Here is a 20421-nt window from a genome sequence, read left to right on the forward strand (position 1 = left end):
CTGTGGCTCCGCCATCGCCGACCACATCCGCTCCGCCGAGGGAACCCTCAAATCCGACCTCGCCCGCACCTGCACCGGACTCGGCGTCGATGCACGGCCGCCGTCACACCCCGGCCTCCTCCCCCGCCGACCAGCAGGCAGTTGCCTGCCGACGCACTCCCACCCTGGGCATCGCTGCTTCCGGGACGAGGCGCACCGCAACGTGAGCCTGGAATCGCCAGCCGCCCGGGCTGCCCGCCCCAAGGCTGCGCGGGCTCCGGGGCGCTGTGGACTGCGCCGTGGAGCACTCCGCGGAACCTGAGCACCCGGCACGAGGCCGTACGGCCTCTGGGGTGTCCGAGCCAGCCGATCTCGAGGATCCACAGGCATCGGGCCAGGAGCAACCCGCCTCCGCCCACCGCAAGGCGCGCACGTGACAGTCCGGCGGCCGGGTGACTTTAGACCACCCGGCCGTCGGACCCCGAAATTCAGCCATTGTTGTTGTTATTGTTGTTGGCTCCGCCGCCGTTGTTGTTGTTATTGTTGTTGTTGGCTCCGCCGCCGCCGTTGTTGTTGTTATTGTTGTTGTTCGCCCCGCCGCCGTTGTTGTTGTTATTGTTGTTGTTGTTCGCCCCGCCGCCGTTGTTGTTGTTATTGTTGTTGTTGTTCGCCCCGCCGCCGTTGTTGTTGTTATTGTTGTTGTTGTTGCCACCCCGGCCGTTGTTGTTGTTATTGTTGTTGTTGTTGTTATTGCCGCCGTTATCATTCGGCACCATCGTGTGAACGCCCGTAGGTGCCGGGGCAGCGAAGGCGACGGTGGGAGTCATAGCACCCGCTGCAACCAGCGCAGCCGATGCCGTCAGCAACGCCGTACGCTTTGTAAATTTGCTGAACATGATGATTCCTTAATCAAATGAGTACTGGTCGTACTGATTCGCAGCCAAATTGATTACGGGGATTTTCTAGGAAAAATACGCCACCAGGTCAGTTCCCGGCGATTCGAGTGAGCCATCCGGATGACCCGATGACTCATTTAAGCCGCTGACGCTCCCACTACTTCACCCACCGAAGTCTCGTGACTCGGCAAACGACGGCAACCTGAGTTACCTTTCATTTATGGCTGGATTCGCTTCCAGAGTCACTTCGAAGGCGCGGGGTAAGCGGCATGCTCACGGGCCGGTTCAAGCCGCGAACCGGGAGACACGGGTTCTGGAACTCCATCGCCAGCATGCCTTGCTGCAACCGGGGGGTACATCGGGTGAACACCCCAAGTTCCACCCCGGCACACCCCACGTCCCACCCCCGGTATCCCGCGACACCACCCTGCCGGCCGACCTGCCTGGGCCTGCGTGGATCGGTCTGGATCGGTCCGGATCTTTTGCGCGGCTCCGGCCACGAGGGGAAACTGGCTCGTGATGGACCTGCTAGAGCGAGAGGCCGTGCTCCAGGACCTTGCCGGTCACCTGCGGGCGGCCGTGAACGGCCCTGGACGTCTGGCCCTTGTGCGCGGCGAGGCCGGCATCGGCAAGACCGCCGTCGTGCACCACCTGGCCCGGCTGGCTGATCCCAACGTCCGGGTCCTGATCGGCGCCTGTGACCCGCTGGCCACACCCCGCCCCCTGGGCCCTCTGATGGACTTGGCCCCGCGCCTGGGCCGGGCGGTACGCGCTGCCCTGAGCGGGGCGTTGGCCGGCCCCTGCCGTTCTGATGAGGTCTTCGACTGTCTGCTCGCCGACCTGAGCGCCTATCCCAGCCTGCTGGTCCTGGAGGACATCCACTGGGCCGATGAGGCCACGATGGACCTGCTGCGTTACCTGGCCCGGCGCCTGCCGAGCGTTCCGGCGCTGGTGGCGGCCACCTACCGCGACGACGAGATCGGCCGCACCCACCACCTGACCTCTCTCCTCGGCACCCTGGCCGGCTATCCGTGGGTGTACCGCCACGACCTGGCTCCCTTCAGCCGCCGGGCCGTGGCCCGGCTGGCCACCGGACACGCGGTCGACGCCGAGCAGCTGTACCGCGTCTCCGCCGGCAACCCGTTCATCGTCACCGAGGTCCTCGCTGCCCCCGCCGAGCCCATCCCCGCCACGGTGCGCGAGGCCGTCGCCGGTCGCCTGACCGGTCTCTCGGCCGCAGCGCGCACCGTCGTCGACGTGCTGGCCGTCCTGGGGCGCCGGGTCTCGCTGCCGCTGCTGGCCGGCATCCTGCCGGCCCCGGAGGAGGCGCTCGATGAGGCCGTGGCCTGCGGGATTGTCTGCACCGACGGACAGGTGACCGAGTTCCGCCAGGAGCTGACCCGGCTGGCGGTGCTGGAGGCCGTTCCCGCCACCTACCGTCTGCAGGTACACCAGCACGTGCTGGCGGCGATGCGGTCCGGTCCGGTCGCTGCGGATGATCTGGCACTGCTGGCCGATCATTCCGAGGGCGCCGGGGATCCGACCGCCGTGCTGGAGTACGCGCCCGCAGCGGCCGCCCGTGCTGCCGCATTGGGCGCGCACCAGGAAGCGGCCGCGCAGTACGCCCGCGCGCTGCGGTACGCCGACCGCCTGCCGCCCGACCAACAGACCTCCCTTCTGGAGGGCCATTCACGGGCCTGTCTCCTGTCCGGCCGGCTGGACGAGGGGGTCGCTTCCCGCCGTACGGCGGTGAGGCTGCGCCGAACGCTCGGCGACCGGCTGCGCGAGGGCGAGAACCTGCGCTGGCTGTCGTGCTGGCTGTGGCCGTCCGGGCGGACCGCCGAGGCCGGACAGACCGGCCTGGATGCAGTGCGGGTACTCGAAGGACTGGGGCCGAGCCGGGAGCTGGCCTGGGCGTACCTGAACCTCTGTCAGCTGGCCTGCTACGAGCACGAAGGGGTGGCAGTGGTCGCCGCCCGTGCCGCGCAGGCGATCGCTCTGGGTGAGCGCTTCGGCGATGCGGGGGTGGTCGTCCAGGCCCGCTTCCACGCCGCGGCGGCACGAGCGCTGAGCGAAGGGTGCGGCTGGGGGGACTGCGAACAGGCGGTGTCCGGCGCGATGGCACAGGATCTGCCGGTGGACGCGGGCTTCATGGAGCTCGTCATGTGCTGGTTCGCCGCGCTGCAGCGTGATGCCGCCCGGACCACTGCGGCCGTGAACCGGGCGGAAGCCCATTGCCTCGATCGCAACCTGCTGTCCTACCTGCTGTGCACGAGGGCCTGGGGCAGCTGGGGGCTGCTGAACCGGGGCTTGTGGACCCAGGCCGAGGATGCCGCACAGGACGTCCTGTCCCATCCCGGTTCGCCACCGGTCGGCCGGGCCGTGGCCCTGACCGTCCTGGGCCTGGTGCGGGCCCGTCAGGGCAAGGCCCAGGTGTCGCCGCTGCTGGAGCAGGCGGCGGGCCTGGTCGACACGGACTGCCTGCTGGACACGGGCCTGGGGTGGGAGGCCCGGGTCGAGGCGGCCTGGCTGGCCGGTGACCACGAGCTGGTGCAGGAAGAGGCACGACGCGGTCTGGCCGCGTTGGCGGAGCGTACCCATCCCTGGCTGTCCGGGCCCCTGGCCTGCTGGATCCGCCGCGCCGGAGGAGCACCCCCGCAGGTGCCGGCGGCCGAACCCTACGCGCTGGAGCTGGCCGGTGACTGGGCCGGCGCCGCGGCACGATGGGACAGGCTCGGCTGCCCGTACGACGCCGCGCTGGCCCGCCTGTCCGGCGACGCAGCCGCGCTGCAGCAGGCCCTGGCCGCCTTCGAGGCCCTCGGCGCCCGGCCGGCCGTGGCGCGCACCCGCGCCGTGATGCGCACCCGCGGTGTCCGCCCGGTCCGGCGTGGTCCGCGGGCGGCCACCCGGGCCAATCCGTACGGGCTGACCAACCGGGAGCTGGACGTCCTGAAGCTGCTGTACGAGGGCCTGTCGGATGCCGAGATCGCCGCCCGCCTCTACATCGCCCCCAAGACCGCCGGGCATCACGTGGGCGCGGTACTGGCCAAACTCGGCGTCCACACCCGCCACGAAGCCGCCCGCAAACTCCACCCCGAGCACTGACGGCGCTCCGTAGTGGTTCACCCGACCGGCCTCCGACGGAAGCGGGCTTCGGTCAGGGAGGCGGGCTTGCTCCGCGTCACCGCAACGGCGTCGACGAGGTCCGTTCATCGCGAAACGAGCCCATGGCGGTTCTGCTGCCCTGGTTGGAGTACAGGCTCGTAGAACTGCCCCGCCGCAGCGCCTCGAGTGAGTCCCGTAGGAGCCGGCTCTCCGGCACAGCACGGCGGGCCCGACTCTCACCGGGACCGGGAACCCGTCACACCCGGCAGGTCTCACCCGTCGCCAGCGACCGCTCCGCGGCCGCCAGGATCTCCACCACCCGCAGGCCGAAGGCCACCCCGCACGGGTGCGCCGCCCCGCCGTCCGCCGCGGCGACCAGTGCGTCGAGCGCCCGCCCGAAGCCGGCCAGCGGGCTCTCGTTGCGCTCAGGCATCCGCACCAGCCCGGCCTCACCCCGTACTTCGAGGCTCACCCCCGAGACGGCGGCCGCTTTCGGGGTGGTGAGGCTCAGCGTGGCGGTGCTGGAGGCGCCCTCGGCGTGCCGGAGCACCAGGTGCACCGTGTCGCCGGGCCCCGCCGCGGCCGTCACCCGCACGACGTCCCCGAGCACCGGCAGCAGGACGGACAGCGCGTGCGGCCCGACGTCCCACAGGGCGCCCTTCTCGTGCCGCCACGGCGAGGCGGCGTACGGGCTGTCGCTCCCGGCGGCGTACACCGAGCCGAGCCACTCGCAGCGGGCGGTGAACCACTCGCCCGGCGCCGACCGCCCTGACTGCTCGGCGAGCCAGGCCGCCTGGTCCCCGCCGAAGCGGAGGGTGAAGAAGACCACCGAGGCGCGCCCGGCCCGCTCGACGGCGTCGGCCACCCGCCGGGCCTCGGGCACCGTGAGCGCCACCGGCTTGTCCAGCAGCAGGTGGCACCCGGCCTCGGCGGCCCGGACCGCCAGCTCGGCCTGGACGGACGGCGGCAGCGCGATCGAGACGGCGTCCACCTCGGTCAGCAGCCGGTCGAGGCCGTCCGGCCCGCCGTACCCGGGCACCTCGTGCTCGGCTGCGAGCGCCGCCGCCGCCTCGGGCCGCCGGCCCCAGACTCCGGCGAACTCCACCTCCGGGTGCGCGGCCAGCGCGGGCGCGTGCACCCGCCCGGCCCACGGCCCGGTACCCAACAGCCCTACCCGCATGCCTCCGCCTCCGTCCCGCACCGCCACCTCCACCGCCGACGGCCGCCCCCGGCGGCCCCGTCACCGTCAGTCCCGGACCGACTCCAGCGGCTCACCGCTGCTGCCGCCCAAGGTCTCGGGGTGGTCGGCACGGGCCTTGGCCGCCCGGCGCTTGAACAGCCAGGCCGAGAACGCACCGCCGAGCACGGCGGCGGCCAGGCCGATGTAGGAGAAGTCCTTCAGCCACTTCTCGGCCACCTTGCCCACCTGGTAGACCAGCAGCGTGGTGCCACCGGCCCAGATGACACCGCCGAGCACGTTGGCGACCAGGAACTTCCAGTACGGCATCCGCAGCGCACCCGCGAGCGGACCGGCGAAGATCCGCAGCAGGGCGATGAACCGGCCGAAGAAGACCGCCCACATGCCCCACCTGTGGAAGGAGCGTTCCGCACTGTCCAGATGGTCGGGCCCGAAGTGCTTGGGGAACCTGCGGCCGAGCTTCTCGAAGAGCGGTTTGCCGCCCTTGCGCCCGATCGAGTAGCCGATCGAGTCACCGATGATCGCCCCGAGGACCGCGCAGATCGCCACCCCCCAGGGATTGACCGCACCGGTGGCGGCCATGATGGACGCCGTGACCAGGGCGATCTCACCGGGCAGCGGAATGCCGAGGCTCTCCAGTCCGATGATCAGTCCGACCAGCGCGTAGACCGCCGCCGGGGGGACACTCTCGATCCACTGATCGATGTGCAAGGCCGGTTACCTCCGTGGGCAGGACGAGACGGCGCGTCTCGCCCGAAACGAGCAGGAAGGGCCCGCGTTCCCCTACGAGTCCCCGTGAGGGCAGCCTAACCCGACGGCCGGCCCGCACCGGTAACGGACAGTGCCCGCCTTTGGTTCCTACCGCCGGCCGCCACCGGCCGGCTCCCGCCCGGTGAAACGCAGCACCACCACCGACGGTCGCCAAGCCCCGACCGGCGGCAGCCGGGCCCCGAACGGGATCAGCGCGCCGCGCGGCCCCGGCCCCGGAGCAGCAGCACGTCCCGGAGCTCGACGGTGCCCGGGTGCGCGGTGCCCGGGTGCGCGGTGGCCGGCCCGGCACGTTCGTCGGCGTCCGTGGCGAAGTGCGTCGGCGGCACCCGGTAGCCCCGGCTGCGCAGCCGTCCCGCAGTGGCCAGGCGGCCGAACCGGCGCGGCACCGCGTCCAGGACGAAGCCGGCACCTTCACGGTCGGCGGTGCTGCGGGCGAGGTCTCCGGACCGTCGGGCTGATCCACCGTCTTCCGGCTCTCCTCCGCCTGACCCGCACCTGGTCCGACGCCTGCGCTCCGGCACCGCGCCGGCGGCTCGGCCGGTCAGCCGAGACCGAACGCGCCGTCGGGCGGCGGCGGGGAGTCCTGGGCGTCCGCGTCCCGTACCGGCCGGCTGCGGCCGATCAGCCGGGCCAGGTCGGGACCCTCGCAGAGCCGGGCCGGGAACGGGTCGGCGGCCAGGCGGCGGCCGAGTTCCCCGGCCGGCAGCGGGCGGTCGGAGCCGATCAGCAGGATGTTGCCGTAGCGGCGGCCGCGCAGGACGGAGGGTTCGGCGGCCAGGGCGGTGTACGGGAAGACCGCGCTCACGGTCGCGGCCTGGGCCCTGGCGAAGGCGAGCGGCGGCCCGTCGGCGAGGTTGGCGGCGTAGCAGCCGCCGGGGCGCAGGACGGCCCGCACCTGCTGGAGGAACTCCAGGGAGGTGAGGTGCGCGGGGGTGCGCGAGCCGTGGAAGACGTCCGCCACCACCAGGTCCGCACGTCCCGCCGGGGTGTCGCGCAGCCCCTCGCGGGCGTCCCCGATCGCGACCTCGATCCCGGACGGCCACGGCAGGTGGTCGGCGATCAGCCGTATCAGCGGGCCGTCCACCTCGACCACCCGCTGGCGCGACCCCGGCCGGGTGGCGGCCAGGTAGCGCGGAACGGTGAGCGCGCCGCCGCCCAGGTGCAGCGCCTCCAGTGGCTCCCCGGTGGGTGCGAGGGCGTCGAGGAGGTGGGCGATCCGCTGGATGTACTCGAACTCCAGGTGGGTGGGGTCGGCGAGGTCCACGTACGACTGGGTGGTGCCGTTCAGGGTCAGCAGCCAGCCGTGCTCGCGGTCGAGGTCGGGCATCAGCTTCGCGGTGCCGAGCGCGACCTCCCGCTCGACCGGGCGGGCCTCCTCCCGCTCCGCCTCCTCCCCGCTCATGCGGGCGGCGCCGGGAAGTACGCGCCGATCCAGCGGTCCAGCTCCGCGAAGGTCTGGGCGCGGGCCTGCTCGCCGGAGAGCACCAGGTCGTGCATCCCGCCCTCGATCCGGACGGTGGTGACGTGGCGTCCCAGGCGGGGTGCGAGCGCGGCGATGTCGTCGGCCCGCAGGACGGCGTCGCGCTGGAGCATCGCCGGGTCCCACTTGGTGGTGACGATGGACGCGGTGGAGGCCATCAGCAGGACCGGGCAGTCGATGGCGAGGCCCTGGCGGATCCGGCGGTGGCCCTGCTGGATGGCGGCCAGCCAGCCGGCGTAGAGCGGGAAGCCCTCGGCCGGCTTGAGGGTCAGGTCGAAGTCCCAGCTGCCCCGGTGGTCACGGTGCAGGCTGTGCACGTAGTGCGGGTTGATGGCCGTGGGCAGCACCCGGGTCGGGGCGAGCCGGCCCATCGCCTCGACGGCGGGCGCGCCGAGGGTGCGCACGGCCGGGGCGGCGGGCATCGCCAGGAAGGGGCTGTTCAGGAAGAGCCCGTCGAGCAGTCCGCGCCGCGCCCGGCGGGCGGCCCAGAGCGCGGCGATCAGCCCGCCGGTGGAGTGGCCGTTGAGCAGCAGCTGGGTGTGCCCGTCGACGTCCCGGATGATCCGGACGGCCTCGTCCAGCTCCTCGTCGTAGGCCCGCAGGTCACGGACGAAGTTCGGCGACTGGTGCGGCCTCAGCGACCGCCCGTACTTGCGCAGGTCCAGGGCGTAGAAGGAGAAGCCCGCCGCGACGAAGTGCTCGGCCAGATTGGTCTGGAAGAAGTAGTCGGTGTAGCCGTGGAGGTAGAGCACGGCCCGCTGGGCCCCGGGGACCAGCCGCCTGACCAGGGTCGCGCTGACGTCACCCTCCTCGTCGGCGACCAGCGGCAACTCGGCCGCCTCGTACGGGGCACCCAGGATGTCTTCTCGGAACTCCACGTCTGCTGCCGCACCCTATCTCTGTCTGACCTGCCGTTACCGGAGCACCGACGATACCGGTCGGGCTCCTGGTCTCAGCCCTCGGCGCCGTCCGGGACCGGTGCGGCCCCGCCGCGCAGGACGGTGATCACGCCGAGGCCCGCCGCACTGACCGGGACGGCGAGCAGCGCACCGAGGATCCCGGCCACCCCGGCGCCCGCCACCACGGCGACCATGATGGTGGCGGGGTGCAGTTCGACGGTCCGGCTCTGGATCACCGGCTGCAGGATGTTGCCCTCGATCATCTGCACGGCGAGCACCACCCCGAGCGTCCACAGTGCGGTGCCGAGACCGCCGTCCGCGAGCGCCACCAGGACGGCCACCGTCCCCGACAGGAACGCCCCCACGAACGGGATGTACGCGCCCATGAACACCAGCGCGCCCAGCCCCGCCGCGCCCGGCACCCCGAGGACGACCAGGCCGACGGTGATGAAGGCGGCGTCGATCAGGGCGATCAGGGTGGTGCCGCGCATGAACCCGGCCAGCGCGGCGAACGCCTTCCGCCCGCAGGCGATCACCGTCTCGGCCCGGTCGTCCGGCAGCACCGAGCGGACCAGGTCGCCGCTGCGGTGGCCGTCGCGCAGGAAGAAGAAGACCAGTGCCAGGGTCAGCACGGCGCCGGTGATCACCTGGGTGGCGAACCCGAGTCCCGAGAGGAGACCGTTGGCCAGCGAGGAGACCAGCGAGCTCCCCGAACCGGCGGACTGCGAGAGCGCGTACCTGATCTTCTCGCCGAGCGGCCCGAACCAGGAGGCCAGCTGATCACCGGCCTGCCGCAGCGAGTCGGCGATCTGCGGGGCGCTGTGCACCAGCGAGTTGGTCAGCACGGCCAGCACCACGAACACCGCGACCAGCAGCGCCGCACAGGTCAGCGCGGCCGCCGCGCCGCGTCCCAGGCCACGGTCCACCAGCCTCGGCATCACGGGCTGGAGCAGCGCCGTGGCCAGCAGCGCCAGGATCACCGGAACCGTGGCCGCCCGCAGCGAGACGAGGGCGAAGACGACGAACCCGGCCACCGCGAGGAAGAGGATCACGGCGGCCGACCACGCGGCCGCGCTCCGCACCACGGGCGGCAGCGAGTGGTACGGCCTGCGGTCGTCCCCGGGCCGGCCGTCCGACGCTCCCGGGGGTGTGGGATCTGCCGACATTCCCGCCTGCACCTCCGACTAGCCGGCCGTGGTCAGGCCCATCTCAGCACGCGATCCGACGGAACGCCCGGTCTCCCGGCCTCGGCGCGTCCACCTCGGCAGCGCAGGGAGGCCGGGAAGGCGCGGTCGAGCGCGCGGGCACCGGGCACCGGGCGGCTCCTGCCCGTACCGCTGACCGCGGACCGCTTACCGCCTGCGGTCCAGGACCCGGCGCAGCACACCGATCCGGTTGCTGGTCATCGAGTCCACTCCCGCTGCCGCCAGCCTGAGCATGGTGCGGCGGGTGTCCACCGTCCAGGTGCTGACGGCGAGTCCGAGCTCGTGCGCGGCGTCCACGTAGAGCGGGTCGACCAGGCCGAAGGGCGGGTTGACGTAGCGCGGGCGGAGGTCGTCCAGCAGCGGGCGGCCCGGCAGCCGGGGGTGGTTCCAGGTGAGGGCGAGCTCCGCGTCCGGCGCGTGTTCCCGTACCGCGAGCATGGCGGCGACCGGGCCGCAGAAGCCGACCCGGTCCTCCGCTCCGAGGCCGGTGACGGCCGCCCAGGTGGCGGCCGCCGGCGCGGCGTCGTCGAGGTCGATGAGCAGCTTGGCCGCCGGGGTGGCGGCGACCGCCTTCAGCGCCTCGGCGAGGGTCGGCACGCGCAGTTCGCCGCTGCCGATCTCGCCGAGCCGGTCGAGGGTGACCGAGCCGATCCGGCGGGGGTCGCCCCAGAGCCGGTCGAGGGTGCGGTCGTGCAGCAGGACGGGGACGCCGTCGCGGGTGAGCTGGACGTCCACCTCGACGGCGTCGGCCCCGGCGGCGAGCGCGGACTCGACCGAGGGGAGGGTGTTCTCGCGGTGGCGGTACGGGTCGCCGCGGTGGGCGACGGCGAGCACCGGACGGGAAGACGGAGCGGGCACGGTTATCTCACTCGGCGGTGTGTGGCGGAACATGGCGGACCATGATGACAGCTCGTCAGCTGCGACGTTCCACGACCACGTTGGTCGACTTGATGACGGCGGTGGCGGGGGCGCCGGGGACGAGGTTGAGCTCCTCGGCCGACTCCCGGCTGATCAGCGACACCACCCGGAACGGACCGGCCTGGATCTCCACCTGCGCGGCCACGTCCCCGAGCAGCACGTCGGTGACGATGCCGGGGAAGCGGTTGCGGGCGGACGAGGGGCGGCCCTCCGACTCGGCGTTCTCGGGCCTGGCCAGCTCACGGGCGAAGGAGGCCAGTTCGGCACCGGCGATGATCCGGTGGCCGTGCTCGTCCCGCTGGGCCGCGAGCCGCCCCGCGTCGACCCAGCGCCGCATGGTGTCGGCACTCACGCCGAGCATCGCCGCGGCCTCGCCGATGCGATAGGGGTTGATCGGCCGGTCGGGCTGGCCCATGAGTGCTCCTGGCGGTGTGGTCCGGTGGGTGCTGATCCCGTCCGGGCCATCCTGCCGTACGCCGGGGGACCCCCGTCACCATCCCCCGTATGCCGGGCGCCACCATTGACCTGTCTTAAATAGTATGAATTGGGCACGATCGCATGTATCCGGCCGTTGCCCGATCTGACGGTACAGAGAACTGAAGAGGAGATCCGGATGGCACCCGGGGCGGAGTCGGTCCCGTTCGCGTTCGTCGCCGAGGCGGAGCGCTACCAGAGCAACGTCACCCCGCCCGCGCGGGAACGGCGTTCGATGAAATCGGTCCTGGGCGGGGTGCTGGTCACCCTGCTGGTGGTGGCGGCCCTGACCACGGCCGTCCTGGTGGGCATGTCGGCCCTGAGCACCCCCACCACCTGATCCGAGCCGCCCCCGGCGACCCGGCCCCGCCGGGTCGCCGGGGAGCGCCGGGCCGGACACCTCACCTCGCCCCCGCAGCGCCGGCGAGCTGGTCACCGCCCCCGAACAGTTCCCGCCGCACCGTGTCGCCCGCCGTGAGCACCGCCCCGGCCAGCACCGCACCGCCGCCCGCCGTCCCGGCCCGGACCTCGGTGCGCAGCGGCAGCAGCCCGGCCAGCCGGCGCTCCACCAGTGCGGCCAGCCGTTCGCCGCCCGCCCGTCCGATCTCGCCGCCCAGGACCACGCAGCCCGGGTCGAGCACCGCACAGACCGCCGCCGCGCCGACCGCGATCCGCTCGGCGAGCTCGTCCAGGAAGGCCGCCGCGGCCGGGCCGCCGCCGAGCGCGGTGCGGACCACCTCCTCGGCCCGGGTCACCACGTCGGCCTGCGCCCGCGCCCGGGGCGGCCGGCCGGCCGCCGGCTCCGGGAGGCCGTGCGCGGCGGCCAGGGCGCAGATCGCGGCACTGTTCGCCAGGGAGTGGAACCCGCCCTCGCAGCCGGCGGCACTCGGGAGGGTCCCGGTGCCGGGCACCGGCAGGAAGCCGATCTCACCGGTGCCGCCCGAGGCTCCCCGCCGCAGCCGTCCGTCCAGCACGACGCCGGCGCCGACGCCGTGGCCGAGCCAGAGCAGGACGAAGGTGTCCCGGTCCCGGGCGGCGCCGATCCGGTGTTCGGCGACCGCGGCCAGGTTGACCTCGTTCTCCAGGATCAGTCCGGTGCCGTGTTCGGCCCGCAGGGCGGCCAGCAGTCCGGCGTGCCAGCGGGGCAGCCCGCCCGAGCCGTAGAGCTCGCCGGTGGCCGGGTCCACCAGGCCCGGCGCGCCGACCGCCACGGTGTGCAGGACCTCGGCTCCGGCCTCCCGCGCGCGCTCGCGCAGGGTGCGGACCGTACGGGCGGCGACGTCCCCGGTGGCGGCGCCGGCACCGGCCCGGATCTCGGCGGTGGCGAGCGTACGGCCCGTCAGGTCGGCGACCACCAGGCTGACGCCGGCCTCCCGGATGTCGAGGCCGCCCAGGTGGGCCCGGTCCGCAACCAGGGCGTACAGCCGGGCGTTGGGGCCGCGGCGCACCTCCCCGCTCTCACCGACCACCGCGACCAGGCCGCTGCGCTGCAGCCGTTCCAGCAGGTCGGCCACGGTGGGACGGGAGAGGCCGGTGAGGCTGCGCAGTTCGGGAGCGGTCAGGGGGCCCTGACCGAGCAGCAGGTCCAGCGCCAGCCGGTCGTTGATGGCGCGGGCGGTGCTCGGGGTGGCCGTGCGCGCGGTGGTCATGGGAATGCATCCTTCCAGAGGTTTCTATCAGGTTCCCTGCCTGATAGCTTATCGAACGCCAGGGCCGTGCCCGCACCGCCGGGCCGCGCCGTACTGTCCGGGAGGGGACGAGGCCATGCCGCACCAGCAGCACGCACGGGGCTCCGGGACCGCCGGCCGGGCCAGGGTGAGCGTCGCCCTGGTCTTCGCCGTGCACGGCGCGGTGACCGGCAGTTTCGTCACCCGCATCCCGTGGCTCCAGGACCACCTCCACCTGAGCCCCGGTCAGCTGGGCCTGGCCCTGGTCTCCCCCGCACTCGGCGCCTCGTTCGCGATGCCGCTCGCCGGCCGGATCGTGCACCGCTTCGGCGCCCGCGCCGCCGTCCGGGGCCTGCTGACGCTCTGGTGCCTCGCGCTGGCCCTGCCCGCGCTCGCGCCCGGCCTCGCCACGCTCTGCCTCGCCCTGCTGGTCTACGGCGGCACCTCGGGGATGGCGGACGTCGCGATGAACGCCCAGGGCGTCGAGGTCGAGGAGCGCCTCGGCCGCTCGATCATGTCCGGTCTGCACGGGATGTGGAGCGCCGGCGGCCTGGTCGCCTCCGGATTCGGCGTGCTCGCCGCCCGCCAGCAGCTGGACGCACGGCTCCAACTCGCCGTCACCGCAGTGGTACTGGCGCTGCTGGCGCAGCCCGCCTGCGCCGGTCTGCTCGACGTCCGCCCCGCACCGGAGGCCGAGGCCCCACCGCGCTTCGCGCTGCCGCCCCGCTCGGCGCTGGTGATCGGCCTGGTCGGGTTCTGCGCCGTCTTCGCCGAGGGCGCCAGCATGGACTGGAGCGGCGTCTACCTGCGGGACGTCACCGGCTCCTCGGCCGGTACCGCCGCCGCCTGCTACACCGCCTTCGCCGCCACCATGACCGCCGCCCGGCTGACCGGGGACCTGGTGATCCGCCGTCTCGGACCGGTCCGCGCGGTCCGGCTCGGCGGGGCCGTCGCCACCCTCGGCGGCCTCCTGGTGGTCGCGGCGGACACCCCCGGTGTGGCCGTCCCCGGCTTCGCACTGATCGGCGTCGGCATCGCCGTCGTCGTCCCGCTGGCCTTCGCGGCGGCCGGGCGCAGCGGTCCCGATCCGAGCCGGGCCATCGCGGGTGTCGCCACCGTCACCTACACCTCGGGGCTGGTCGCGCCCGCGATCGTCGGCGGCATCGCGCAGGCCACCTCGCTGACGGTCTCCTTCACCGTGGTGACGCTGCTGGCGGCCGCGCTCGTGGCGGGCGCGGGTGCCCTCCGGCGGCGACCGCGCGGCGGCCCGCCCGAGAGCGCCGCCCCGGACCTGGAGCGCTCCACCGGCTGAGCACCGGGCCGCCGCAGACACCGGAGCGCGGCGGCCCGGCAGCTGTGCACCACGCGGGAGCGGGACCGGAGCGGCGCGGGCGCAGGGGCGCGGTCCTGGACGTCCCGCGGTGCGGGCCGACGCACCGGGCATGGCATCCTCGCTCCCATGGACCTCGCAGCCCGACCCCCGTTCTCCGCCCTCCGCAACCCGGTCGGGGCCCACGTACCCGTCGCCGGGCGCGGGCTGGCGGGCACCGGGCTCGCGTACGCGCGCAAGGTCGGCGCGGAGGCGGTCCAGGTCTTCGTCGCCAATCCGCGCGGCTGGGCCACCCCGGAGGGCAACCCGGCCCAGGACGAGGAGTTCCGCGCGGCCTGCACGGCAGCCGGCATACCGGCGTACGTCCACGCCCCCTATCTGATCAACTTCGGTTCGGACTCCGGCGCGACCAGGACCCGCTCCGCCGCGTCACTGCGCCACTCGCTGCTGCGCGCCCACCGGATCGGCGCGCTCGGTGTGGTGGTGCACACCGGTTCGGCGGTGGGCCGGGCGGCGGACGGCACCTCCCGCCACGCGGCGGCGATGGCCCAAGTACGCGAGGACGTCAGGCCGTTGCTGGACGAACTCGACGCGCTCGGCGACGACGCCCCCTGGCTGCTGCTCGAACCGACCGCCGGGCAGGGCAGTTCGCTCTGCTCGCGGATGGAGGACCTGGCCGCGTACGCCGCCGCACTCGACCACCACCCGAGGGTCGGCGTCTGCCTGGACACCTGCCACGCCTTCGCCGCCGGGCACGACCTCGCGGCCCCGGACGGCGTCGGGCGGACGCTGGACGCGCTGCTCGCCGCCGTCGGCCCCGGACGGCTGCGGCTGATCCACGCCAACGACTCGATGGACGTGGTCGGCGCCCGCAAGGACCGGCACGCCAACATCGGCACCGGGCACATCGGCGCGGAGGCCTTCCGCACGCTGCTGGCCCACCCGGCCACCGAGGGCGTCCCGCTGATCATCGAGACCCCGGACGGCCGGCACGACCCCGACCGCGTCGAAGGCGCCCGCCACACCGCCGACCTCGACCTGCTCAAGCGCCTGCGCACCGAGGCCCGGCCGGCGCCCGGACGCTGACCCGCCTTCCGTTCTCGAGCTCCGGGTGCGGACAATGAGCGTCCCACCCACATGCAGGAGGCCCAGGTGTTCCGCCGCTGGTGGTTCGTCGGACTGTTGCGCGGCGAACCCGAGTCCGCCGCCCCGCGCCGTCACCACTCCAAGGAGCAGGACGAGTTGGTGCGCCGCGAGTGGGAGGTGCTGCGCGAGCGGTTGACCGTCCACGCGAGCGAGCGGGTCACCACGGCCGGGGAGATCATCCAGGCCGCCGAACTCCGGCTGGCCCCCGAGGAGGCGTCCGCCCGCCGGGACTACCTGTGGGCGCTGGAGGCGTACGAGGCCGCCGGCCGGCTCCTCGACGACGCGACCGACCTGCCGGACCTGGCGGCCGCCGCGGTGCTGGCCGAACGCGCGGTCGAGCGGCTCGCGGCTGCGCACGCCGTCCACGCCGGGCTGCGGCCCACCGCACCGGTGCTGCGCTGCTTCTACAACCCCCTGCACGGGAGCGCCTCGCCCACGGCCGGCCGGAGCCCGAAGAAGGAGCGGCAGCGGCCCAGGACCAGCGCCCGGCAGGCGGCGGCCGACCGCAGGCCCGCCTGCACCGACTGCCGCCGGGCCATCCTGGCCGGCCAGACGCCCGATGTGCTGCCCGCCCTGCTCCCCGCCAAGGCCGCCGGGCGCAGCGGCGGCCCGCTGCTGGTGCCGTACTACGCGGTCCCCCAGCAGTGGTCCCCGTGGTCCGTGAGCGCCTGCGGCGCGTACGACGACCAGGCGCCCGCGCTGGTCCTGCGCGGCGGGCACCGACGCGACCGGGACCGCAAGGGCTGAGGCCGGGCCGACGGTTCGCGGCGGATCGGCCCGACGCGGGAATCACCGGACAGGCATTAGGCTCGCCGGATGCTCCACGAACCGCCGCCGGCCGCCGCAGCGCCGACCGCGCTGTGCGCCCCGGCCCCGCACGGCCCGACCCCGGCGGATCCACCGCCGACGGCCGGGGCGGCCCCGCCCCGGGCGCGCCCGGACCGCTCGCCGTGGCTGCGGCTCGGCCTGCTGCTGGCGATCCTCGGGGCGGCGGCCGCCTCGCTGCTGTTCTGGGACCCGACCCGGGTGCTGACCACGGGGGCACCGGGGCTGTGGCGGCTGCCGGTCTTCGCCCTGGTCTACGCCCTCGGGACGCTGGTGTTCGTGCCCAAGCCCGCCCTGAACACCGCCGCCGGGCTGCTCCTCGGCATCGGCTGGGGGCTTCCGCTGGCCGTGGCCGGCACCACCCTCGGCGCGGCCGTCGCCTTCGCGCTGGGACGGCTGCTCGGCCGCGACGCCCTCCGCCCGCTGCTGAAGGCCAAGGCGCTGGCCGCGCTCGACCGCCGGCTCACCGAACAGGGCTTCCGCAGCGTGCTGCTGCTCCGCCTCGTCCCCGGCATCCCGTTCCAGGCGGCCAACTACGGCGCCGCCTTCTCCGGCGTACGGGCGCTGCCGTTCCTCTGCGGCACCGCCCTCGGGGTCCTGCCCGGTACCGCCGCCTACGTGCTCGCGGGCGCCAGTGCGGGATCTCCCGGCTCCCCCGCCTTCCTGCTCTCCGCCGCCGCGATCGGCCTGATGACCGTCCTCAGCCTGCTCTCCCTCTGGCGCACCTCCCGCCGCCGCAGCAAGAACGCCCTCGTGGCGCCGCAGCCGACGCAGGTGGGCACCGGGGACGGCCGCTGACCCCGCCGCCGGGTGCCCGCCTGCGGCCAAATTCGCTGTCAGCCCGTCAGTGCCACCCGCCACAATGTCCGGCATGAGCACCGACTCCGCTTCCGCCCGCCCGGTCCGTGTCGAGCCGCCGATGGCCGCCGACGAGACGGCGATGCTGTCCGCCTGGCTGGACTTCCACCGGGCCACGCTCGCCGTCAAGTGCGAGGGCCTGACGGCCGAGCAGCTCCGGCTGCGCTCCGCCGCCCCCTCGTCCCTCTCCCTGCTCGGCCTGGTGCGGCACCTGGCCGAGGTGGAGCGCTACTGGTTCCAGATCATCCTCTCCGGCGGCGACGCGAAGAGCCTGTACTGCGAGGAGGACCGGGACGGCGACTTCAACCAGGTGGACACCGCCGACGCCGACGAGGCGTTCGCCACCTGGCGGACCCAGGTCGAACTGGCCCGCGAGGCCGCCGCCGGCGTCCCGCTGGAGACGCCCGGCAAGAAGCTCCGCGCCGGCGAGCAGGTGACGCTGCGCTGGATCCTGGTCCATATGATCGAGGAGTACGCCCGGCACAACGGACACGCCGATCTGATCCGGGAATTGATCGACGGCACCACCGGCGAGTGAAGCTGTTACACGATCGTTGACAGGGAGTCAATTCGCCACCGACAGACACCGATATGGTCTACGCGCGCAACCGTTGACCGGACTGTGACGTCGCAGCAGATACCGAACCGGCCTGCTCGCCACGTACCGTACGGCGGTCGCGAGCGGGCACCGGAGCGGTGATCAGTGCGATACTCGGACAGTTCCGACGAGTGGATGACGTGTCAAAAGGACACGAACACCCGGGGGGACGGTACGGGACGAGGCAAGGAGGCGCGGCATGGGAGCACTTCGCGACGAGCACCACAACGGGTGGTTGATGCCTTCCGGCAACTACGCCGCGGCGGTGTACGACGATCCGTGGGCGACGCAGGCGGTGGCACCCGTGGCCCCGGCCGCCCAGGACGCCCCGGCACCGGCGAGGATCGTCTCGCTGAAGCCCACCGGCTTCGAGTCCGCCCGCACCGTCGGCGAACACATCCGCGAGGGCGTCCCGGTGGTCATGGACGTGACCGAGATGGACGAGGCCGAGGCCAAGCGCATGGTCGACTTCGCCTCCGGCCTGGTGTTCGGCACCCGGGGCGGGATCGAGCGGATCGCCCGCCGGGTGTTCCTGCTCACCCCCGCCGACGTCGAGGTGATGGTGATCGACCGGCCGCTCGACGAGACCGGTTTCTTCAACCAGAGCTGAGCCGAGAGGCAGTGCCCGGTCCGTCCGCGGACGGACCTGCGGCACACCCCGCCACAGACCGGGGACGACACCACGTCGTCCCCGGTCTTTTTGCTGGTCAGTGGCCTACCAGGACGTCTCGGATGAGAGCTGCAACAAACGAATGAGACATTGATGTCTCACTTGAACTACACTCGAAGCATGGCTACTGATCGCGACTCCGTCCTCGAGGCAGCCGTCGGCGTGCTCTCCCGGCGCCCGACCGCCCACCTCGACGAGGTCGCGCGCGCCGCCGGCATCAGCCGGGCCACGCTGCACCGGATCTTCCCGGGCCGCGACGCCCTGATCCGCGAGGTCGGCGCACTGGGCCTGCGCAAGTTCGCGACGGCCCTGGACAGCGCGGCGATCGAATCCGGCGACGCGCAGTCGGCACTGCGCCGTCTGGTGGACGCCGTCGTCCCCGACGCCGCGCTGTGCGCCTTCCTCGCGGGTGAGAACCAGCTGTACGACGACCCCGAGATCAACGAGCTCTGGGAGATCCAGGACGCCCGGGTCCGCGCGCTCTTCCTGCGCGGCCAGAAGGAGGGCGTCTTCCGGATCGAGCTCTCGGCCGGCTGGCTCAGCGAGGCGTTCTTCGATCTCGTCGCCGGCGTCGGCTGGGCCGTCCAGGACGGGCGGCTCGCACCGCGTGACGGTGCCTACTCGCTCGCCGAACTCTTCCTCGGCGGCGCACTCAGGAGACCCGACCAGTCATGACCACCAACCCCACCGGCGGAGCGACCGGCACGGCCGGCACCCGGCAGCGCTGGGCCGGCCTGGCCGTCCTGGTCCTGTCGGTCACCCTGGTCGCCGTCGACGCCACCGTGCTGTCCCTCGCCATACCCTCCATCAGCGAGACCCTCAGCCCCAGCAGCACCCAGCTGCTCTGGATCGGCGACAGCTACTCCTTCGTGCTCGCCGGCCTGCTGGTCAGCATGGGTGCGCTCAGCGACCGGATCGGCCGCAAGAAGCTGCTGCTGCTCGGCTCCTCCGCCTTCGGCCTCGCCTCACTGCTCGCGGCCTACTCGCCCAGCCCCGGCTGGCTGATCCTGGCCCGCGCCATGCTCGGCGTGGCCGGCGCGACGATCATGCCGTCCACCCTCTCGCTGATCCGCAGCCTGTTCCCGGACGCCCGTGAGCGGGCCACCGCCATCGGCATCTGGGGTGCCGGTGCCACGGCGGGCGCCGCGCTCGGCCCGCTGGTCGGCGGCATGCTTCTGGAGCACTTCTGGTGGGGCTCGGTCTTCCTGCTCAACCTGCCCGTGCTGCTCCTGCTGCTGGTCCTCGGCGCCTGGCTGCTGCCCGAGTCCAGGGACCCGAGGCCCGGCAGCTGGGACCTGGCGAGCGTGCTGCTCTCGATGGCCGGCGTGATCGGCGTGGTGTACGCGATCAAGGAGCTGGCCGCCGACGGCCTCGCCCACTGGTACGTCCCGGCCGCCCTGGTGGTCGGCGCCCTCGCGCTGGCGGCCTTCGTCCGGCGGCAGCTGCGGCTGGCCTCCCCGCTGCTGGACGTCCGGCTGTTCCGCGACCCGCGCTTCACGGCGGCCGTGCTCGGTTCGCTGACGGCGCTGATCGGGCTCTCCGGCGTGATCTTCTTCATGTCGCAGTACCTCCAGCTGGTGCGCGGCTACTCGCCGCTCGCCGCCGGGATCGCCGAGCTGCCCGCCTTCGCCGGCGCGGTGATCGGCGGCCTGCTGACCGCCTGGCTGGCCCGTCGGACCGGCGCCCGCGCCACCCTGGTCAGCGGTCTGCTGGTGATGGGGGCCGGCATCGCCCTGCTCGGCTGGGTGCACCGGGACAGCGCCTACCTGCTGCTCGGAACCTCCTTCCTGGCCGTCGGCACCGCCGAGGGCGTGGTCTACACGCTGGCCGCCGACTTGGTGCTCGGTGCCGCGCCCGCCGACAAGGCGGGTGCCGCCTCGGCCGTCTCCGAGACGGCCTACGAACTCGGCACGGCGCTCGGCATCGCGCTGATCGGCTCGGTGGTCACCGCGATCTACCTGGGCTCGCTGGACTTCCCCGCCGGGACACCGGCTGCGGCGGCGGAGCAGGCCCGGGAGTCGGTCGGCGGCGCCGTCGAGGCCGCCGCGACGCTCCCCGGCGAGCTCGGCAGGCCGCTGCTCGCGCAGGCCGAGCACGCCTTCGTGCACGGCATGAACGTCGCGGCCGTGCTCGCGGCCGGTCTGCTGCTGGTGTCGGCCGGTGCCGCTCGGTACCTGTTGCGCAACCGGGCCGGCGACGCGCCCGCGACCCGTGGCGATGACAGCGGTCAGGGCCACGACCAGGGCCGCGACGAGCACCACGGCGAGGACGGCGACCAGGACGGCGACCGGGACCGCGCAGAGGCCGGACCGACGCGGCACTCGAAGCTCCCGGCCTGACCCGGTCCCTCGCAGGGCTCGGCCGGCGGCGGCCGGGCACCGGGCGCGACGCCGGAGCCCGGC

General features: G+C 73.5%; 20 protein-coding genes. 10 read left to right on the forward strand and 10 right to left on the reverse strand.

What is annotated here, in order from left to right; genetic code table 11:
• Positions 1-467: 467 nt before the first annotated feature.
• Positions 468-875: a hypothetical protein gene (locus ACFC1R_RS04785; RefSeq protein ID WP_375932703.1), complete on the reverse strand. Its 408-nt coding sequence runs from the start codon at positions 873-875 to the stop codon at positions 468-470.
• Positions 876-1394: 519 nt separating this feature from the next.
• On the opposite strand from ACFC1R_RS04785, the gene ACFC1R_RS04790 reads away from it, so the two are divergent.
• Positions 1395-3980, forward strand: coding sequence for an AAA family ATPase (locus ACFC1R_RS04790; RefSeq protein WP_375932706.1), 2586 nt, complete (start codon positions 1395-1397; stop codon positions 3978-3980).
• 256 nt (positions 3981-4236) lie between these two features.
• Here the strand turns inward: ACFC1R_RS04790 and ACFC1R_RS04795 are convergent, their stop codons facing one another.
• From ACFC1R_RS04795 to ACFC1R_RS04830, 8 genes are all read right to left on the reverse strand, one after another.
• Entirely contained in the window at positions 4237-5160 is a 924-nt protein-coding gene (locus tag ACFC1R_RS04795) for a Gfo/Idh/MocA family protein (protein ID WP_375932709.1), read from the reverse strand.
• Positions 5161-5226: 66 nt separating this feature from the next.
• Entirely contained in the window at positions 5227-5889 is a 663-nt protein-coding gene (locus ACFC1R_RS04800) for a DedA family protein (protein WP_375932712.1), read from the reverse strand.
• 248 nt (positions 5890-6137) lie between these two features.
• The gene (locus ACFC1R_RS04805) at positions 6138-6335 is read right to left on the reverse strand and encodes a hypothetical protein (RefSeq protein WP_375932715.1); all 198 of its coding nucleotides are present in this window, start codon (positions 6333-6335) and stop codon (positions 6138-6140) included.
• Between the two features lie 155 nt (positions 6336-6490).
• Positions 6491-7351: a spermidine synthase gene (locus ACFC1R_RS04810; protein WP_375932718.1), complete on the reverse strand. Its 861-nt coding sequence runs from the start codon at positions 7349-7351 to the stop codon at positions 6491-6493.
• Positions 7348-8307, reverse strand: coding sequence for an alpha/beta hydrolase (locus tag ACFC1R_RS04815; protein WP_375932721.1), 960 nt, complete (start codon positions 8305-8307; stop codon positions 7348-7350). Before ACFC1R_RS04815 ends, ACFC1R_RS04810 begins: the two co-directional genes overlap by 4 nt.
• A 74-nt stretch (positions 8308-8381) precedes the next feature.
• Positions 8382-9494 carry an AI-2E family transporter gene (locus tag ACFC1R_RS04820; protein WP_375932724.1) on the reverse strand — a complete coding sequence of 371 codons (1113 nt, stop codon included), beginning with the start codon at positions 9492-9494 and terminating at the stop codon, positions 8382-8384.
• A gap of 186 nt (positions 9495-9680) precedes the next feature.
• Positions 9681-10391, reverse strand: coding sequence for a glycerophosphodiester phosphodiesterase (locus ACFC1R_RS04825; RefSeq protein WP_375932727.1), 711 nt, complete (start codon positions 10389-10391; stop codon positions 9681-9683).
• A gap of 55 nt (positions 10392-10446) precedes the next feature.
• Positions 10447-10866 (reverse strand): molybdopterin-binding protein, encoded by a 420-nt coding sequence (locus ACFC1R_RS04830; protein WP_375932730.1) that lies wholly within the window; start codon positions 10864-10866, stop codon positions 10447-10449.
• Positions 10867-11064: 198 nt separating this feature from the next.
• Between ACFC1R_RS04830 and ACFC1R_RS04835 the strand changes: the two genes are divergently transcribed.
• Positions 11065-11265, forward strand: a complete 201-nt coding sequence (locus ACFC1R_RS04835) for a hypothetical protein (protein ID WP_375932733.1) — start codon at positions 11065-11067, stop codon at positions 11263-11265.
• Positions 11266-11326: 61 nt separating this feature from the next.
• Here the strand turns inward: ACFC1R_RS04835 and ACFC1R_RS04840 are convergent, their stop codons facing one another.
• Complete coding sequence (locus ACFC1R_RS04840; protein ID WP_375932736.1) at positions 11327-12574, reverse strand: ROK family protein; 1248 nt, start codon at positions 12572-12574, stop codon at positions 11327-11329.
• A gap of 115 nt (positions 12575-12689) precedes the next feature.
• Between ACFC1R_RS04840 and ACFC1R_RS04845 the strand changes: the two genes are divergently transcribed.
• From ACFC1R_RS04845 to ACFC1R_RS04880, 8 genes are all read left to right on the forward strand, one after another.
• The gene (locus tag ACFC1R_RS04845) at positions 12690-13904 is read left to right on the forward strand and encodes an MFS transporter (protein ID WP_375932740.1); all 1215 of its coding nucleotides are present in this window, start codon (positions 12690-12692) and stop codon (positions 13902-13904) included.
• A 147-nt stretch (positions 13905-14051) separates the two neighbouring features.
• Positions 14052-15008: a deoxyribonuclease IV gene (locus ACFC1R_RS04850; RefSeq protein WP_375932743.1), complete on the forward strand. Its 957-nt coding sequence runs from the start codon at positions 14052-14054 to the stop codon at positions 15006-15008.
• Between the two features lie 51 nt (positions 15009-15059).
• On the forward strand, positions 15060-15815 hold the full coding sequence (locus ACFC1R_RS04855) for a hypothetical protein (RefSeq protein WP_375932746.1): 756 nt from the start codon (positions 15060-15062) through the stop codon (positions 15813-15815).
• 69 nt (positions 15816-15884) lie between these two features.
• Positions 15885-16691: a TVP38/TMEM64 family protein gene (locus ACFC1R_RS04860; RefSeq protein WP_375932749.1), complete on the forward strand. Its 807-nt coding sequence runs from the start codon at positions 15885-15887 to the stop codon at positions 16689-16691.
• Positions 16692-16764: 73 nt separating this feature from the next.
• On the forward strand, positions 16765-17289 hold the full coding sequence (locus ACFC1R_RS04865; protein ID WP_375932752.1) for a DinB family protein: 525 nt from the start codon (positions 16765-16767) through the stop codon (positions 17287-17289).
• Between the two features lie 259 nt (positions 17290-17548).
• Positions 17549-17959 carry a cell division protein SepF gene (locus ACFC1R_RS04870; RefSeq protein WP_375932755.1) on the forward strand — a complete coding sequence of 137 codons (411 nt, stop codon included), beginning with the start codon at positions 17549-17551 and terminating at the stop codon, positions 17957-17959.
• Positions 17960-18139: 180 nt separating this feature from the next.
• Positions 18140-18694, forward strand: coding sequence for a TetR/AcrR family transcriptional regulator (locus tag ACFC1R_RS04875; protein ID WP_375932758.1), 555 nt, complete (start codon positions 18140-18142; stop codon positions 18692-18694).
• Positions 18691-20358 (forward strand): MFS transporter, encoded by a 1668-nt coding sequence (locus tag ACFC1R_RS04880; RefSeq protein ID WP_375932761.1) that lies wholly within the window; start codon positions 18691-18693, stop codon positions 20356-20358. Before ACFC1R_RS04875 ends, ACFC1R_RS04880 begins: the two co-directional genes overlap by 4 nt.
• Positions 20359-20421 lie beyond the last annotated feature (63 nt).

The organism is Kitasatospora sp. NPDC056138, from assembly GCF_042264695.1.
Lineage (GTDB): Bacteria > Actinomycetota > Actinomycetes > Streptomycetales > Streptomycetaceae > Kitasatospora.